This window comes from Thioalkalivibrio sp. ALJ2 (genome assembly GCF_000378325.1).
Taxonomy (GTDB): Bacteria; Pseudomonadota; Gammaproteobacteria; order Ectothiorhodospirales; family Ectothiorhodospiraceae; genus Thioalkalivibrio.
On sequence record NZ_KB899556.1, the window covers coordinates 17,668 to 33,754 of the forward strand.

Here is a 16,087-nt window from a genome sequence, read left to right on the forward strand (position 1 = left end):
GCGAGGGGCGAGACACGTGAATCCCCGCACCCTGCGGGATTACCCTTTGCGGCTGCCATGGGTCACGACGGACTCGATGCGCTGGGCGCGTTCCAGGTCCATGCCATCGACCTCGGCCAGTTGCTCGGCATCCGTGTTCAGCACGTCGCGCACGCTGCCGAACTGGCGCAGCAGGTCGCGGGCCAGATCGGGTTCCACACCGGGCAGGCCGCTGACAATGAACTCCGCCGCTGCACGGCGCTTTTCGGGCTTGGCGGGGCGTGCGATTGGGTCGGGGTCCACCTGGGCGTTCATGCCTAGCAGGTAGATCAGCATGCCGCTGGTGTCTTCGTCATTGGAGGGCAGCACACTGATCCCGAGCGCGATCGTCAGATGCGTCAGGGCGCGGTGGATGTCCAGCGCCTGCTGGTGGAAGCGTGGTTCGTAGAGGTCCCCCTCGACTACGTAGATCACCTTGTCGTGCGTCGCCTTAAGCTTGGCGGCGTTCTCCCACAGGGTCTGGTCCACGACGCTCAGCACCATGTCGGTGGCGGACTTGCGCTCCACGACGACCCCACCGGGGAGTTCATAGTCGCCGACATCGAGATCGACGAACTCCAATTCCACGCCCTCCAGGCGCTCGAGGCGCTGGATGATCTTGCCCTGCTCGCGGCGATCCACGCGGATCGGGAGATGCAACTGACTCATGCGGTGTACTCCATTGCAGTGAATGCGCCGAGTGTAGGGGGCTCGGGGCCGGCGCCCAAAAGGCCCGATCTTCCCCATGTCTCCGCAAACATCGTTCAGGCGTGCGAAAGCGAGCATGTCCCCTATACTCGGATGGGCATGCCGAACGATGCATGCCGGATATAACGAAAACCAAGGAGGGAGTGATGGCGATTCAGATCGCGATTGTTGGGCTGGGCCGTGTGGGGGGCCGTTTTCTGGAACTGCTGCTGGACAGCGATACGCCGGGAATGGAGATTTGCGCGGTATCGGAGCAGGGCGAAACCGAGGGCTGCAAACTGGCGCAGGCGCGCGGGATTCCGCTGGAATCGGTCGAGGACATCCTGGCCCGTGGCGATCAGGTGGATGTGATCTACGACCTCACGGGGCAGGCCGAGGTTCGCCAGCGCCTGCGCGAGGGGATGCAGCACGGGGGCAATCGCCACACCGTGGTGGCGCCCGAGGTCATGGCGCATCTGACCTGGTCGCTGCTAACGCACGAGGCCCCGCCGGATGTCCACGCGAACATGGGCTACTGACCGGGGGTTAACCAGGCGGTCGGGATTCGTTCCCGGCCGCACCGGTCTTTCCCGGTATTCAGCCGGCGACCGACCCGGAACGTCGCTTTTCCGCTACCGGAACAGGGCATGGTTCCAGGGGCTTCGGCACATGGATTCCATCAGGCTCTCGTGCGAGACGCGCTCCGCGACCGTCTTGACCCCGATCACGCGGCCAATGTGGTGGATGCTCTCGACCATCGCGCGGCTGACCCGATCCTCCGCCATGTCGCGCACAAAGCTGCCATCGATCTTCAGTGTCTTTTGAGGTAGCCGGTGGGACACGCTTGCGAGGGGCTGGTTGTAGGCGGACGCCTGGTTCCATCCCGTCAGGTGCTCGGCGACCGGGTTGAGGTAGTTGAGCCGCCCCTCGAGGTCCGTGGTGATCACGCCATCGCCAATGGCATGCGCAGCCAGCAGGGCGAGCCTCAGGCATCCAGTTGAGAGTGGACGGTGGCACGGAATTCTTCCACCGACAGCGCGGGCGAGTAGAACCATCCCTGGTACAGGTCGCAGCCTTCTCGGCGCAGGAAGGCGAGTTGCTCGGCGGTCTCCACGCCTTCGGCCACCAGCTTCAGGTGCAGGCTGTGGCCGAGGCCCATCACCGAGCGCAGGATCATCTCGGCGTCGCGGTCGTGGCCGATCCCCGCGATGAACGAGCGGTCAATCTTGATCTTGTCGATCGGCAGCGACTTCAGATAGGCGAGCGAGGAATACCCAGTACCGAAATCATCCAGCGATACGCGCACACCGAGCGCCTTGAGCCCGGAGAGGTGCTCGCGCGTCAGGGCGACATCGGCCATGGCCACGGTCTCGGTCACCTCGATCTCGAGGCGTTCGGGCGAAGCACCGGCCTCCTTCAGTGCCGCTTCGAGTCGGGAGACGAGATCCGGCTGGCGGAACTGAAGCGCCGAGACGTTGATGCAAATGGACGTGTCGACACCCTGTTGTGCCCAGTCGGCCAGTTGCTGGCAGGCGCGACGGATCACCCAGTCACCGAGTGGCAGGATCAACCCGTTGGCCTCGGCGCTGGGGATAAAGCGCGATGGTGGTACGGCACCCAGTTCCCGATCGTTCCAGCGAAGCAGGGCCTCGGCGGCGGTCACGGCCCCGGTGCGGGCATCGATCAACGGCTGGAAATGAAGTGCCAGCTGGTCATGTTCCAGCGCGTGTTTCAGGCGCTCCTGGAGCTGCTGTTCCGCCCGTACCTGGGCATCCAGGTGTTCGGAATAGAACGCGTAGGTATTGCGCCCGGAGCGCTTGGCCTCGTACATCGCCATGTCGGCATAGCGCACCAGCGTGTTCGCGTCCCGCGCATCCTGCGGGAACAGCGCGATCCCGAGACTGGCACTGGAGCTGAACTGGCGCGTGGGGCCGGTCTGAAACGGCCGGTCAAACTGCGCCAGAATCTCCTGGGCCAGCTCCCCGATCTGCAGCTCATCCGTAATCTCGGGGACCAGGATCATGAACTCGTCGCCGCCAAAACGCCCGATCGTGGCGTCGTTGCCCGCTGCGTCCTTCAGGCGTTGAGCGACTTCGCGCAGCAGTTCGTCACCCTCGTGGTGGCCGAAGGTGTCGTTGATCATCTTGAAGTGGTCGAGATCGAGCAGCATCACCGCGATGCGATGGTCGTGACGGCTGGCGTGGGCAATGCTCTGGGCAAGCCGGTCGTGCAGGAGCCAGCGGTTGGGAAGGCCGGTCAGGCTGTCGTGGGTCGCCTGGTGCTGAATGCGGGCCTCGCGGCGCTGGCGGTCGGAAATGTCCCGGATAAAGGCGGTGATGCGCCGCCCGCCCTGGTCCTCGAAGGCATTCAGGCTGATGTCGACCGGAAACTCGGTGCCGTCGAGCCGGCGTCCCCGCAGGTCGGGGGCCTGGCCCATGGTCCGTTCCGAGATGTCGTCGCTCTGCTGCTCGCGGACCGATTGGTGGTGTTCGCGCAGGCGCTCGGGGATCAGGGTCTCCACGGGCTGGCCAATCAGATGCCGTCGCGGGTAACCAAACAGGCGTTCGAGGTTGCGATTGGCCATCAGAATGGTGCCGTCGCCGTCGGTCACCAGTACCCCGTCCGGCGCCGTGTCGATCAGTTGCTCGTAGCGCTGCTGGCGGAGCTCGACATCCCGGTGGGCGGCCCGGAGTTGTGCCATGGGCGCGCGTACGCTTTCGATGAAAACCGCCCAGTAAATCAGCGCATAGGCCGCCACCTTGTAGATGTGGCCGAGCACAAAGAAGCCGTCGGACAGGTTATCGTACAGGGTGAAAAATACCTCGCTGGCCATCAGGACCATCAGCGCGGCGGCCACCAGCGGCATACCGGGGCGCTGCATGAGCTGAGGGCGCAGCAGCAGGACCAGGAGGGTGGCGGCGTGCAGCACCACCACCACGCCCTCCAGCGCGATCTTGAACGGCGTCAGTCCCTCGCCCGGGACGAACAGTGCCGGAATGCGCTGTTCGTGCCATAGCCCCACCCAGGCAAGCACTGCGACTAGCGCCAAAGCACCCACCAGCATGCCCCTGGGAACGGGTTCCTGGCTTCTTGGCATCAAGGGGAGTGCCACATACAGGAGGAGCGCCGTTGCGGCGACGAGCCGCGCGGCCAGCCAGAAGAAGATGGTCTGTTGCGAGGAATTGGGCGTGATGAAATCCGGCATCTGCGGATAGGTCATCAGGTGCAGGAAATCCAGCAGGCCTACGGCGAGAAACCCAGTGGCGAGGACCAGTGTGGCCATTACCCGACGGCGGTCGCGCACATGATAGGCGACTGCGAACACCCCGATCGCCACGACCACCGCGAACAGTTCGGTCGCGGTGTGGAATGCGGTCATATGCTCCAGCGGCACCAGCGGCGGGACCGGGATGCCGACCATCCAGAGCAGTACAGGCAGCATGAACAGTGCCAGCAGTACCAGCCACATCAGGGGCACATAGCGTGAAGCCGGGGAGCGGGGAAGGGCGTTCATCGGGGCCCCTGAGCGAAATCAGTCATGTGCACGCTCGGGATCGGAAATGGCGACCCATTGCTCGGGCGGCTGCCCCGGACGTACTCATCATCGTGCTCCTCCACAGTCGGCAACGGACGATCGAACTACCAGATGTATGCCGTAACCGTGAGGCACGCGCGTCTGACCCTGGGTGCCACACGGATCCGCATCGCTGGACCTGCGTCACCCGGCCATCCCTGGCGCGTTTATTCTTATAATCCGTGCATTATACGAGCGTTTGTGGAATCGGCCCAGAGTCTTTACCGCGTGAATCAGGTATTAAGCGAAAAAACCGCGGAGAATCACTTGCTTTCACCTTCCGACCCGGTATAGTGGCCTCACCGAACGCCCCGCCCGTCAGCGTCCGTTCACTGATCCGGAACCTTCTCGGTTCCCGTCCCCCCGATTTCGTCATACCCCGATGGGTGCCCCTCGATTGCGAGCGGCGGGTAGCCGTTGGAGTATTGCATGTCTTCTGTTTCTTCCTTTGCCGACCTTGGGTTGGCCGAATCCCTTTTGCGTGCGCTGGACCAGGCCGGCTACAAAACGCCGACCCCGATCCAGACCCAGGCGATCCCCGAAGTCCTGAAAGGCGGTGACCTGCTGGCCGCCGCCCAGACTGGGACGGGCAAGACCGCCGGTTTTACCCTGCCGATCCTGCAGCGACTGACCGATGGCCCGGCGCCCGAGCGCAAGCCGGGGCGTCCGCGGGCGCTGATCCTGACGCCGACCCGCGAGCTGGCCGCTCAGGTCCATGATTCCGTCCGTACCTACGGCCGCCACCTGTCGCTGAAGTCGATGACCATCTTTGGCGGCGTGAACATGAACCCACAGATCAAGGCGCTGCGGGGCCCGATGGATATCGTCGTGGCTACGCCGGGTCGCCTGCTGGACCATGCCAACCAGAAGACGATTGACCTCTCCGGTATCGAGATCCTGGTGCTGGACGAGGCCGATCGCATGCTGGACATGGGCTTCATCCGCGATATTCGCCGCCTGATTGGCCTGATGCCGAAAAAGCGCCAGAACCTGATGTTCTCGGCGACCTTCTCCGGCGAGATCCGCACGCTGGCGTCGAGCCTGCTGAACAAGCCGGCCGAGGTCGACGTGGCCCCGCGCAATACGGCTGCCGAGACCGTGCAGCAGACGGTACACCTGGTGGAAACCAGCCGGAAGCGTGAGCTGCTCAGTCATCTGATTCGTACCAACGACTGGGGGCAGGTGCTGGTATTTACCCGCACCAAGCACGGCGCCAACCGTCTCGCGCAGAAGTTGACGCAGGACGGCGTGCCCTCCGAGGCGATTCACGGCAACAAGAGCCAGGCGGCGCGTACCAAGGCGCTCAAGCAGTTCAAGACCGGGTCCGTGCCGGTGCTCGTTGCGACCGATATTGCGGCTCGAGGCCTGGATATCGACCAGCTGCCGCAGGTCGTCAACTTCGAGCTGCCGAACGTGCCGGAAGACTACGTGCACCGCATTGGTCGAACCGGTCGCGCCGGAGCTGCGGGTGCCGCGCTGTCGCTGGTCGATGGCGAAGAGTTGAAGCTCCTGAAGGGTATCGAGCGCCTGATCCAGCGCCCGATCGAGCGGATCGAGACCGAAGGGTTCGACGCGCCGAAGCCGGCGGCGAACGATGGCAACGGCCATCGCCGTGGCGCCAAGCCGGGCGGTGGTGCGCGTAATGGCAAGCCGCGCCAGGGTCGTGGCGGCAAGCCTGGCGGTAACCGCGGGGCTGGACAGGGTCGTGCGGCCCAGGGCAATCGGGCTGCGCGCAGCCGCTAGATTCCCGGCCGTCCTGACCGCATCCGCCCGCGTCCTCCATTGGGACGCGGGTTTTTTTGTGTCCGCGAACCCGCGTTCGACTTGATCCGGATCACCTGCTCTTGGTGACCCCTGCGCGAAGATGGGCCCGCTATCAAGAAGCGGCCACCCTGGCCGTTATAGCGGGGAAAGGAGGGACCCCATGAACCGGCTTCTGAAGATCGGCGGACTGCGCCTCAAGCTTGTGATCCTTGTGATTCTCGTCAGTACCATCCCCCTCTCGATCATGGGTGGGGTGACCTTCCACACGATGAAGGGTGACCTGGCGGCGAATGTCGACGCGGCGCTGGTCGATCAGTTGTGGTGGCTCCTTTGGGGGCTTTGGGTGGTGGCCTTTCTGGTCGCGCTGGCCATCGGCTGGTTTGCGGCCAACATGCTGGTGCGCCCGCTGGAGCGGCTGGCCTCGGGGCTGGAAGCGATCGCCTCCGGTCAGGCGGACCTTGGCCATCGGGTCGAGGTCACCACTGACGATGAGATTGGCCGCACCAGTAACGCATTCAACGCGGTCATGGACCGTCTCTCGGGCCTGATTGCACAGGTCGCGGACGCGGCCGACGGGATCGCCGCTTCCGCGCGCCAGCTGGAGGGCCGCAGCAACGAGTTGAGTCGCGAGACCGATGACCAGCGCTCGGATGTCGAGCAGGTGGTCGCCGCCATGAACCAGATGTCCGCGACCGTGCAGGAGGTCGCCAACAACACCCAGAGCACGGCGGAGAGCGCCGGGCAGGCCACCCGCGCGGCCGAAGGTGGGCGTAATGTGGTCCAGGCGACCCAGGGGTCGATCAACGCCCTGGCCAGCGAGATTCGCAAGGCCAGCACGGTGATCGACGAGCTCAAGGGTGACTCCGACAATATCGGGTCCATCCTCGAGGTGATCGAGGAGATCGCCGAGAAGACCAACCTGCTGGCGCTTAATGCCGCGATCGAGGCCGCCCGGGCGGGCGAGGCGGGGCGCGGCTTTGCCGTGGTCGCCGACGAGGTGCGCCACCTGGCGCAGCGTACCAATGACTCGACCGGCGAGATCCGCGAGATCATCCAGCGCCTGCAGGGTGCGGCCGGCAAGGCCGTGCAGGCAATGGAGGTCAGTCAGCAGCAGGCCGAGTCCTCGGTCAGCAAGGCCGGCGAGGCCGAAGAGACGCTGGAGTACATCCACGACTCCGTGACCACCATCGACGACATGACGCGCCAGGTCGCCTCGGCGACCGAGCAGCAGAGCCAGGTCGCCGAGGAGATCAACCGCAACGTACACCACATCAACGACATCGCGGTACGCAGCGCCGACGGCGCCCGCGAGATGCAGGAGGCCGTCGAGGCCCTGGAAGGCCTGGCCGAACGCCTGCAGGCCGAGGTAGCCGGCTTCCGCCAGCAACCCGCCTGACACCCGGGGCCTGCCCTCTACTAGCGTCCTTGAGGCTGGCCCTGGTTCGGCATCCGGTGTTTACGGTGGCTTCGGCCGGCCGCCTGCCTGCGCTCACTCGCGAGCGCGCCGCGAGGTGCTTTCTTGCTTGCCCAAGAAAGTACCCAAAGAAGGGCACCCGGATTCCGCCCGGGGACCTTGCTCCAGGGCCCTCGGGCCGGCGGCGCTGAAACTCGCTACGCCTTTGGCTTCGCTCAGACAGTCAGCGCCTCTCTTCCGTCCCGAGAACCCTTCCGCAAGGGGCTTCATACGGGGGGGTGGAGGTTAAAACAGAAGGTATCCCCGCGCCTGTTTCCAACTCCAGCGCCGTAGGGTGCGGTTGAGCGAAGCGAAACGCACCGTTCCGACGTCGGGGCAACCCCTGATGCGATTCGCGGCGCTCATCACATCCTACGATGGGGTCTGGCGCCCGCCAGCGGGCGCGGCACGCAGGGCCGAAGGCCGAGCGTGCCCAGGATGTCGGAATACCTAGCCTCCATCCGTGAGCACAATCGTCGGGACAGCTGTTGTCTTGACCTTCCCCCCGTTGTCGTCGCGCCGAGTGGAGAGGGTTTTCGCGGGACGATTCAAAATAGAAACGGGGGCGCTGACTGTTTGAGCGAAGCCGAAGGCGCAGCGAGTTTCAGCGCCGCCCGCGAAAACCCTCGGAGCGAGGGAAACCCCGGCCCGCCCAGCGGGCCGGGGTCGCGGCAGTCGGGCGTGTTTCTTGGGTACTTCTTTGCACGAGCAAAGAAGCCAGTTGTTGATCAAAAACGGGCGCGGTGCGCTGGCGAGACAGCGCAGGCAGGCGGCCGGACGAAGCCACCGTAGACTCCAGATGCCGAACCCGGCCCAGCCAATACGAAGTGCCGGCTAGAGCCACGAGCGCCGGAGCCCGCTAGAAACGGTTAGCCAGCCCCAAGCTCACGCGCGGTCGCCGCAGTCCAGCCAACGTAGACGTCGTCGCCACGCTCGACGACCGGGCGCTTGATCAGCGTCGGATGTTCGAGCATCAGGGCGATTGCACGCTCCTGGTCGATGGCCTCACGCGTATCCTCGGGGAGCTGGCGCCAGGTAGTACCGCGCCGGTTCACCAGGGTCTCCCAGCCAGCGGCATCCACCCAGTGGCGCAACTGCGCCTCCTCGAGCCCGTCCTTGCGAAAGTCCACAAAGCGGAAGTCCACGCCGGCCGCATCCAGCGCCCGGCGTGCCTTGCGCACGGTGTCGCAGTTGGCGATCCCGTAGAGGACGAGATCAGACATCGCGCAGCAGGGCGTTCAGCCCGACCTTGGCCTTGGTCTTCTCGTCTACGCGCTTCACGATCACCGCGCAGTACAGCGAGTACTTGCCATCCTTCGAGGGCAGGTTGCCCGGCACCACCACCGCGCCTGCCGGCACGCGGCCGTACAGGATCTCGTCGTTTTCGCGGTCGTAGATGCGGGTCGACTGGCCGAGGTACACGCCCATCGAGATCACGGCGCCTTCCTCGACGATCACGCCCTCGACCACCTCGGAGCGCGCACCGATAAAGCAGTTGTCTTCGATGATGGTCGGGGCGGCCTGCAGTGGCTCCAGCACGCCACCGATGCCGACGCCGCCGGACAGGTGCACGTTCTTGCCGATCTGCGCGCAGGAGCCGACGGTGGCCCAGGTATCGACCATCGTGCCTTCGTCGACGTAGGCGCCGATGTTCACGTAGGAGGGCATCAGCACCACGTTGGGAGCGATGTAGCTGCCGCGACGGGCGGTGGCCGGCGGCACGACGCGCACGCCGCCCTCCCGGAAGTCGCGGCTGGAGGTGTCGGCGTACTTGGACGGTACCTTGTCGTAGTAGTTGGTGAAGCCGCCCTTGATGAACTCGTTCTCGGCAATGCGGAACGACAGCAGCACGGCCTTCTTCAGCCACTCGTTGACGACCCAGTCGCCACCCTTTTTCTCGGCAACGCGGGCCTGGCCGCTGTCCAGCATCTCCATGGCCTCGTTCACGGCGTCACGCACGTTGGTTTCCACGTTGCGCGGATTGATCTCGGCGCGGCTTTCGAAGGCGGTCTCGATGATGCTCTTGATGTCCGACATGAAACAGTCCTTTTAAGTGTTTAAAAATTCGTTATTTGTATAGTTCGGCGATGCGTTCGGCCGCCTCGATGCAGGCCGCCGGTTCGGCGACCAGCGCCATGCGCACGTGTCCGGCCCCGGGATTGTGCCCGGTCTCGGGGTCGCTGCGGGAGAGGTAACGTCCGGCCAGCACCGTGACGCCGGCTTCGGCATACAGGCGACGGGCGAAGGCCTCGTCGTCGCCATCCGGCACGCGTGGCCAGAGATAGAAGCCCGCGGCGGGCGGTTCCACGTCCAGGACCTCCTGCAGGATCGGCACGACCGCGGCGAATTTTTCGGCGTACAGCGCGCGATTATCGGCGACATGGGCCTCGTCCGCCCAGGCCGCCCGACTGACCGCCTGCGTGGGCGGCGGCAGGGTGCAGCCGTGATAGGTGCGGTACAGCGCGAAGCGGTCGAGCAGCTCGGCATCGCCGGCGACGAACCCCGAGCGCAGGCCCGGCAGGTTGGAGCGCTTGGACAGGCTGTGGAACACGATACAGCGCTCGAAGCCGGTACGGCCCATGCGGGCCGCCGCGCCGAGTAGTCCGCCCGGGGGTTCGGCATCCGGGTGGTAGATCTCGGAGTAGCACTCGTCCGCCGCAATCACGAAGTCGTGCCGGTCGGCGAGGCCGATCAGCTCCTGCATTGCCGACTCGGACATGCAGGCCCCGGCCGGATTGCCCGGGTTGCAGATATAGACCAGTTGCACCGCATCCCAGGTCGCGGCATCGACCGCGGAGAAATCGGGCAGATAGCCGTTCTCCGGCGCCAGGTCGTAGAAGGCCGGCTCCGCCCCGGCCAGCAGGGCCGCACCTTCGTAGATCTGATAGAAGGGGTTCGGCATCAGCACGCGCGCCCTGGGCTTCTCTGCGACGACGGCCTGGGCGATCGCGAACAGGGCCTCGCGGGTACCGCTGACGGGTAGTACCTGCCGGTTGGCGTCCACTCCGTCCAGCTGGAACCGCCGTTGCAGCCACGCGGCGATGGTCTCGCGCAGCGCGGGCTCGCCGCGGGTGGTGGGGTAGTGGTTGTAGCCCTGGAGGGTGTCGCGCAGCACCGGTTCGACAAACCCCGGCAGCGCATGACGCGGCTCGCCGATCGACAGGGCGATCGGCTCCCGGTCGGCGGGTTGTTGCAGATCCGCGAACAGCCGGCGCAGGCGTTCAAACGGATAGGGCTGTAGCCGGTCCAGGCGCGGGTTCATGGCGGCTCGGGCGTCGTGTTCGAGGGAAACGAAAGACCGCGCAGTATACCGGAGCCAAACACCAATGGGAGATCCACTCGCTTCCTGTGCGGCCAGTGTGGATGCACTGGTTTTGCTCTCGCGCTGGCCATGCGGCAGGCTTGGCCGTTTCCGATCGGGAGCGATGCATGGCGTGCAGCCACGACCACACGACGCAGGGGAAGCGGGGCCCAAGTGCCTACCGTAAGGGATTGCATGACTTGGGGAACGGCGCCTGGGCCTATCTGCAACCCGATGGCGGCTGGGGCTGGAGCAATGCCGGGTTGATCCGCGATGGCGAAGAGGCGCTGCTGGTCGACACCTTGTTCGACGAGCGCCTGACGGCCGAGATGCTCGCGCAAATGGATGCCGCGACCGGGATCGCCGCGGGGGATATCAATCTCCTGGTCAATACGCATGCCAATGGTGACCACACCTTTGGCAACCGCCTGGTGCACCAGGCCGAGATCATTGCTTCACAGGCCAGTGCCGACGAGATGCCGGAGCTGCCGCCGGCGATGCTGGCCGGCCTGATGGCGCAAAGCGGCGCGATGGGCGAGGTAGGGCAGTACCTGCAGCGCTCGTTCGGTGCGTTCGATTTCGGTGGAGTGGAGTTGACACTCCCGACCCGCACCTTTTCCGGGCGGCTCGATCTGACGGTAGGCGACAAGGCCGTGGAGCTGATCGAGGTGGGTCCCGCTCACACCCAGGGGGATGTGCTGGTGCATGTGCCGGCTGACCGGGTCGTCTACACCGGCGATATCCTGTTCATCGAAGGGACACCCATCATGTGGGCTGGCCCGGTGGGCAACTGGATCGCCGCGATCGACCGGATCCTGGCGATGGATGTCGAGCTGATTGTGCCCGGCCACGGGCCCATCACCGACAAGGCCGGTGCCCGGCGCGTGCGTGACTATCTGGTGTACATCGATGCGCAGGCGCGGGCGCGTTTCGAAGCCGGAATGCCGGCGGAGGAGGCCGCGTTCGACATCGCGCTGGGCGACTACGCCAACTGGGGGGATGCCGAGCGGATCGCGGTCAACGTGGACACGCTGTACCGCGAGTATCGCGGCGATACCGCACCGCCGGACATCATGCGCCTGCTCACGTTAATGGCGCGTCTCGACGCCGCCCGTCGCCAGTAGCGCTCAACGGGCGCTCATCATCCCTTCGGGCGCGTGTACCAGAACCAGGCCAGCCGGCGCGAGCGCAGGCTCCAGGGCAGTAGCAGGGCCTGCAGCACCACCAGGATGTGCTGGGCGGGGCTGAACCAGTCCGCCTTGCGTCCCGAGGTCAACACGGGTGTCTCCAGCATCCGGAACCGCTGCCCGTGGTGGCGGCCCCAGCGCGCCATCGCGCGCGACAGGAACACCTCCTCGCCCGCATAAACCCGCTCGCTGAACCCCCCGACTGCCTCGAAGGCCTCGCGGGTGCAGAAGACGTAGCAGCCGGCGGCGAGTCCCAGCCGCGCCGACAGGGTGTTCCAGGCCGCCGCACCCCAGCGGTAGATGCGATGGGTCAGGTGATCGAACGCGACGCGTGCGCCGCCGCCGCAGACCTTGCCGCTGTCCAGGGCGTCGAGTGTCGTGCGGATCAGATCGGCGTCCGGCCAGGTATCGGCATCAACGAACAGCAGGTAATCGCCGCAGGCGGCCCGGGCACCCGCGTTGCGGGCGCGGCTTATGCGCCGCTCCGGCTCGAACACGACGCGACAGCCGGCTTGCTGTGCGATCTGCGGGGTGGAATCCGTGGAGGCGTTGTCGACTACGATGATCTCGGTTCGTCGATCCACGTCCGCGAGGGCTTGCTGCAGGGCTGCCAGGGTGTGCGGAAGCCACTGTGCCTCGTTCCAGGCCGGGACGATGACCGACAGCGCCGGGAGCCCGCGCACGGGGTATCAGTAGGTCGCCATATGCGGGTCGACGTCACGCGCCCAGGCGTCGATGCCGCCGGACAGATTGATCACCTTGCTGAAGCCGGCCCGCTGAAGAAACCAGCACACCTGCTGGCTGCGAACTCCGTGGTGACAGATCACCACGATCTCGTCGTCCGGGTTCAGCTCCTGGTACGCCGCCGGAATCTCGCCCATCGGGAGCAGCTTCGAGCCGTCGATGCGACAGCGCTGGTATTCCCAGGGCTCGCGTACATCCAGCAGGACCGGCGGCTGGTCCGTCTCGGCAAGGTGATCCTGCAATTCCCGGGGGGACATCTGGCGCATACGATTGACCGTCTAGTGTGTTGCGTGTGACATGAAAAGCACCGCCCCGGACGATCGGGGCGGTCGGTTCGGGACCCAGACCAGGTCCGGCGGCTCGATCAGATTGTGGCTAGGTCATATTGTAACGATGCATCTTGCGCCAGAGTGTGGTGCGGTCGATCCCCAGGGCGCGAGCGGCCCGGGTGCGGTTTCCGGAATTCGCAACCAGGGCTTCGCGCAGCCGTCGCGCTTCGGGGTGTTCCATCCGGGACGAGGGGGCAGGGGCATAGTCCTGTGCCGCTGCGTTCAGGTTGGAGGTGGCCTCCCGCATTCCGGCCAGGCCGGGGGCCAGAGGGTCGGAGAGTGGGAAGTCATGTATGACCCCATTTTTGGCGCGCAAGCACATGCACTGGAAGACATTTTCCATCTCGCGGAAGTTGCCGGGCCAGGAATAGTTCAGCAGCTTGTTGCGCAACGCGTCGGCCACAACCACCTGGTGCCTCTGCTCGAACTGGGAAATGGCTTCGGCGAGATCGAGCGGGCGTTCCCGTAGTGGCGGCAGGTACACACTGGCCACCGCCAGGCGATAGAACAGGTCGGTGCGGAACTGGTTGTTCGCGGCCATGGCCGTCAGGTCGCGATTGGATGCGGATATGACCCTGACGTTTACCGAACGCGGCTGATTCTCCCCCACACGTTCGAACGTACCGTCCTGCACCGCGCGCAGAAGCTTGGCTTGCAGCTTCGGGCTCATCTCGCCGATTTCGTCGAGAAAAAGCGTGCCCCCGTCTGCGGCTTCGAAACGCCCCACCCGGTCGCTGATGGCGCCGGAGAATGCCCCCCGAATGTGACCGAAGAGCTCGGACTCCAGGAGTTCCTCGGGGATGGCCGCACAGTTCACCTCGATGAACGGTTCGGATGCCCTCGGGCTGTGGGCATGCATCGCCCGCGCGACGTGCGTCTTGCCCGTACCCGATTCGCCCAGCAACACGACCCGCACGTCACTCGACGCCACCTTGCGGGCGAAGTGCAGGGCTTTGCGGCATTCGGGGTCCCGGGAAACCAGCGGATGCACTGGATCCACAACCGCCGACGCAGCCTCCGGGGCCTCCTCTCTGGAGGTCAGGGGTTCGCAGTTCTCGTCGGGGCGCCTGCGCAGCGGCTGAAGGGTCAACAGGCGGAGACGTTCGTCCCGTTGCATGCGGATCGACTGCGTGATCACGCGCACCGGCAGGGTTTCGCCGTGCAGTTCGAGTCGGGTGCTGAAGTCGAGGTGAGGCGGGACTTCGGTGGCGGTCATGGGCGAAGCCGCATGCAATTCGGCAAGCAGGTTGACGGGGCCCAAATGCTCCAGGGAAAGGGGTATGTCTTCGGATAGTCGGAATAGCTGGAAGAAGGCGGGATTTCCGTAAAGGACCTGATTCTGATGGTCGACGATCAGGTGGGGATCGCGGCTGTGCCGTATGCAGATCTTCGCCAACTCCGTACCGGTCATGTCTCCTCCCGCCCCGCTTTGTTTGTGCGAGGTCTTGTCTCGAGCATACGGCCAGTGAAGTAAAGGTGGCAATGGTCCCGGCAGCAAATGCAAGGCCTTTTCTGATTGCAGCAGAACGTTGCGCGTACGTTGCAGGATCGTTGCATTGCTGTTGCAACACCATGTTTAAAAAATAAGAAAATATCGATGAACTTATTGATAAATAAGTAGTTTCGTATATTGGCATAGACTCTGCTTCCTCCGCCCGGCATGAAGCGGGCCTGCTGTCGAACTGGTGCGGTGTCATCTCTCCCTGTCTCTCCAGGCGTCCAGGCCGCCAAAAGGCCCGTTTCTTCGAAATTGGGCTATTTATAAAGAACGTCGAGCTCGCCGGAGCCCCGGGGTCCGGCGTAGGAGGGAGAACGTGACAAGGTCATCGAGGGCTGCTCTTGTGGTCCTGTCCCTGCTCGCCACGATATTGGCGAGTGCCTATGGTACGGCTGCCGCCAGCAGTCAAATGGTCGAGGTCCGGGCGGCGGCTCCTGAATACCGCACGGTCAGTGGCACCGTTATTCCGTTTCGCGAGGTCACCCTGAGCGCCCAGACCGCGGGGCGGGTCGTGGAACTCACCGGTGCCGAAGGCGATCGCTTCGAGCAGGACGAGCTCCTGGCACGTATTTCCGACGACCGTCTGCTGGCCCAGCGGCGCGCGGCCATGTCCGAGATGCGGGTGGCCGAGGCCGCGATCAACGAAGCGCGCATGCAGTACGGGCGCGAGATGATCTCGCCTCAGTCGCGCAGCCTGGGGCAGATGCCCGGCATGGGTATGCCCTCGATGTTCGACCAGATGTTCACCCGGCCCATGGGGCAGTTCATGGGGTTCGGTGATCCTTCGCTGGATCGGCATACCGACCTGTACTCCCGTTACGTCGGCGTCGATCAGGCCCAGGCCCGCTGGGAGCAGGCGCGGGCGCGAGTGGAGGAACTGGATGCGGCCATTCGCGAGACGCGTTCGGAGGCCCCGTTCGACGGATTGCTGATGCGCAAGCATGTGGAACCGGGCGACACCGTTCAGCCCGGGCATCCGTTGGTCACGTTTGGCTATGTCGATTACCTGCGGATTGAAGCGCAGGTACCGGTGCGCCTGGTTGCCGCCTTTTCCGAGGGCGATGTGGTGCCCGCCCGCCTGGATGCCGGGGGCACGGTCCAGGCACGGGTGTCCCGGATCTTCCCCATGGCTGACCCGCGTCGGCATACCGTGACCGTGCAGTTCGATCTGCCACGAGGCGTCTCCGGAGGCCCGGGTATGCACGTTTCGGTCGGTCTGCCGTCAGCCGACAGCGCACCCGGCCATGCGCTGATCCCTCAGAGCGCGCTGATTCCGGGCGGGGCGCTGCCGCGCGTCGCGGTGGTCGACGGCGAAGGCCAGTCCCGGATCCGGGCCGTCCGGCTCGGTGCGGTGCGGGATGGCGAGGTGGTCGTGACCTCGGGTCTGGAGCCTGGCGAGTACGTCCTGCTGCAGGGCGAGCGTCAGCGGCCTTCTCATGCCCCTGCGACGCCTGGCGCCTCCGGCTACCACCACCCTCCCGCTACTCCGGGCCTCGCGCCCGGGGCGCAGATGTAGGTGAGGAAGGAACCGA

At 65.2% G+C, this 16,087-nt stretch carries 14 protein-coding genes; 5 read left to right on the forward strand and 9 right to left on the reverse strand.

The window, feature by feature from the left end; translation table 11 throughout:
• Positions 1–39 precede the first annotated feature (39 nt).
• A complete protein-coding gene (locus F468_RS0107360) occupies positions 40–687 on the reverse strand; it encodes an ERCC4 domain-containing protein (protein WP_018137694.1) in 648 nt (215 codons plus the stop codon).
• A gap of 185 nt (positions 688–872) precedes the next feature.
• Here F468_RS0107360 and F468_RS0107365 point away from each other — a divergent pair, with 185 nt between their 5' ends.
• A complete protein-coding gene (locus F468_RS0107365; RefSeq protein WP_018137695.1) occupies positions 873–1,244 on the forward strand; it encodes a hypothetical protein in 372 nt (123 codons plus the stop codon).
• A gap of 93 nt (positions 1,245–1,337) precedes the next feature.
• Here F468_RS0107365 and F468_RS0107370 read toward each other — a convergent pair whose 3' ends face one another.
• Both F468_RS0107370 and F468_RS0107375 read right to left on the reverse strand, forming a co-directional pair.
• Positions 1,338–1,760: an EAL domain-containing protein gene (locus F468_RS0107370; RefSeq protein ID WP_255325701.1), complete on the reverse strand. Its 423-nt coding sequence runs from the start codon at positions 1,758–1,760 to the stop codon at positions 1,338–1,340.
• Complete coding sequence (locus F468_RS0107375; protein ID WP_018137697.1) at positions 1,691–4,219, reverse strand: EAL domain-containing protein; 2,529 nt, start codon at positions 4,217–4,219, stop codon at positions 1,691–1,693. The genes F468_RS0107370 and F468_RS0107375 overlap by 70 nt, the downstream gene beginning before the upstream one ends.
• 489 nt (positions 4,220–4,708) lie before the next feature.
• Here F468_RS0107375 and F468_RS0107385 point away from each other — a divergent pair, with 489 nt between their 5' ends.
• Entirely contained in the window at positions 4,709–6,022 is a 1,314-nt protein-coding gene (locus tag F468_RS0107385) for a DEAD/DEAH box helicase (RefSeq protein WP_038049117.1), read from the forward strand.
• 181 nt (positions 6,023–6,203) lie between these two features.
• Positions 6,204–7,439 (forward strand): methyl-accepting chemotaxis protein, encoded by a 1,236-nt coding sequence (locus tag F468_RS0107390; RefSeq protein ID WP_018994861.1) that lies wholly within the window; start codon positions 6,204–6,206, stop codon positions 7,437–7,439.
• Between the two features lie 926 nt (positions 7,440–8,365).
• On the opposite strand, the gene F468_RS0107395 is transcribed toward F468_RS0107390, so the two are convergent.
• The 3 genes from F468_RS0107395 to dapC are packed head-to-tail and all read right to left on the reverse strand — an operon-like array spanning position 8,366 to position 10,758.
• Entirely contained in the window at positions 8,366–8,719 is a 354-nt protein-coding gene (locus F468_RS0107395; protein WP_018994862.1) for an ArsC family reductase, read from the reverse strand.
• Positions 8,712–9,533 carry a 2,3,4,5-tetrahydropyridine-2,6-dicarboxylate N-succinyltransferase gene (gene dapD / locus F468_RS0107400; RefSeq protein ID WP_017925459.1) on the reverse strand — a complete coding sequence of 274 codons (822 nt, stop codon included), beginning with the start codon at positions 9,531–9,533 and terminating at the stop codon, positions 8,712–8,714. The genes F468_RS0107395 and dapD overlap by 8 nt, the downstream gene beginning before the upstream one ends.
• 31 nt (positions 9,534–9,564) lie before the next feature.
• Positions 9,565–10,758: a succinyldiaminopimelate transaminase gene (dapC, locus tag F468_RS0107405; protein ID WP_018137702.1), complete on the reverse strand. Its 1,194-nt coding sequence runs from the start codon at positions 10,756–10,758 to the stop codon at positions 9,565–9,567.
• A 239-nt stretch (positions 10,759–10,997) separates the two neighbouring features.
• On the opposite strand from dapC, the gene F468_RS0107410 reads away from it, so the two are divergent.
• Entirely contained in the window at positions 10,998–11,921 is a 924-nt protein-coding gene (locus F468_RS0107410) for an MBL fold metallo-hydrolase (RefSeq protein ID WP_018137703.1), read from the forward strand.
• A 17-nt stretch (positions 11,922–11,938) separates the two neighbouring features.
• Here F468_RS0107410 and F468_RS0107415 read toward each other — a convergent pair whose 3' ends face one another.
• From F468_RS0107415 to F468_RS0107425, 3 genes are all read right to left on the reverse strand, one after another.
• Positions 11,939–12,667: a glycosyltransferase gene (locus F468_RS0107415; protein WP_018137704.1), complete on the reverse strand. Its 729-nt coding sequence runs from the start codon at positions 12,665–12,667 to the stop codon at positions 11,939–11,941.
• A gap of 6 nt (positions 12,668–12,673) precedes the next feature.
• Positions 12,674–12,994 carry a rhodanese-like domain-containing protein gene (locus F468_RS0107420; protein ID WP_018137705.1) on the reverse strand — a complete coding sequence of 107 codons (321 nt, stop codon included), beginning with the start codon at positions 12,992–12,994 and terminating at the stop codon, positions 12,674–12,676.
• Between the two features lie 109 nt (positions 12,995–13,103).
• Positions 13,104–14,468 (reverse strand): sigma-54-dependent Fis family transcriptional regulator, encoded by a 1,365-nt coding sequence (locus tag F468_RS0107425; protein ID WP_018137706.1) that lies wholly within the window; start codon positions 14,466–14,468, stop codon positions 13,104–13,106.
• A gap of 496 nt (positions 14,469–14,964) precedes the next feature.
• Between F468_RS0107425 and F468_RS0107430 the strand changes: the two genes are divergently transcribed.
• Complete coding sequence (locus tag F468_RS0107430) at positions 14,965–16,071, forward strand: efflux RND transporter periplasmic adaptor subunit (RefSeq protein WP_051080571.1); 1,107 nt, start codon at positions 14,965–14,967, stop codon at positions 16,069–16,071.
• Positions 16,072–16,087: the final 16 nt, after the last annotated feature.

Coding starts and splice junctions, on each gene's coding strand:
- dapD (WP_017925459.1), bottom strand. CDS start 9,533: ATGTCGGACATCAAGAGCATCATCGAGACCGCCTTCGAAAGCCGCGCC.
- F468_RS0107420 (WP_018137705.1), bottom strand. CDS start 12,994: ATGCGCCAGATGTCCCCCCGGGAATTGCAGGATCACCTTGCCGAGACG.
- F468_RS0107395 (WP_018994862.1), bottom strand. CDS start 8,719: ATGTCTGATCTCGTCCTCTACGGGATCGCCAACTGCGACACCGTGCGC.
- F468_RS0107385 (WP_038049117.1), top strand. CDS start 4,709: ATGTCTTCTGTTTCTTCCTTTGCCGACCTTGGGTTGGCCGAATCCCTT.
- F468_RS0107425 (WP_018137706.1), bottom strand. CDS start 14,468: ATGACCGGTACGGAGTTGGCGAAGATCTGCATACGGCACAGCCGCGAT.
- dapC (WP_018137702.1), bottom strand. CDS start 10,758: ATGAACCCGCGCCTGGACCGGCTACAGCCCTATCCGTTTGAACGCCTG.
- F468_RS0107370 (WP_255325701.1), bottom strand. CDS start 1,760: ATGGTTCTACTCGCCCGCGCTGTCGGTGGAAGAATTCCGTGCCACCGT.
- F468_RS0107365 (WP_018137695.1), top strand. CDS start 873: ATGGCGATTCAGATCGCGATTGTTGGGCTGGGCCGTGTGGGGGGCCGT.
- F468_RS0107360 (WP_018137694.1), bottom strand. CDS start 687: ATGAGTCAGTTGCATCTCCCGATCCGCGTGGATCGCCGCGAGCAGGGC.
- F468_RS0107430 (WP_051080571.1), top strand. CDS start 14,965: ATGGTCGAGGTCCGGGCGGCGGCTCCTGAATACCGCACGGTCAGTGGC.
- F468_RS0107375 (WP_018137697.1), bottom strand. CDS start 4,219: ATGAACGCCCTTCCCCGCTCCCCGGCTTCACGCTATGTGCCCCTGATG.
- F468_RS0107390 (WP_018994861.1), top strand. CDS start 6,204: ATGAACCGGCTTCTGAAGATCGGCGGACTGCGCCTCAAGCTTGTGATC.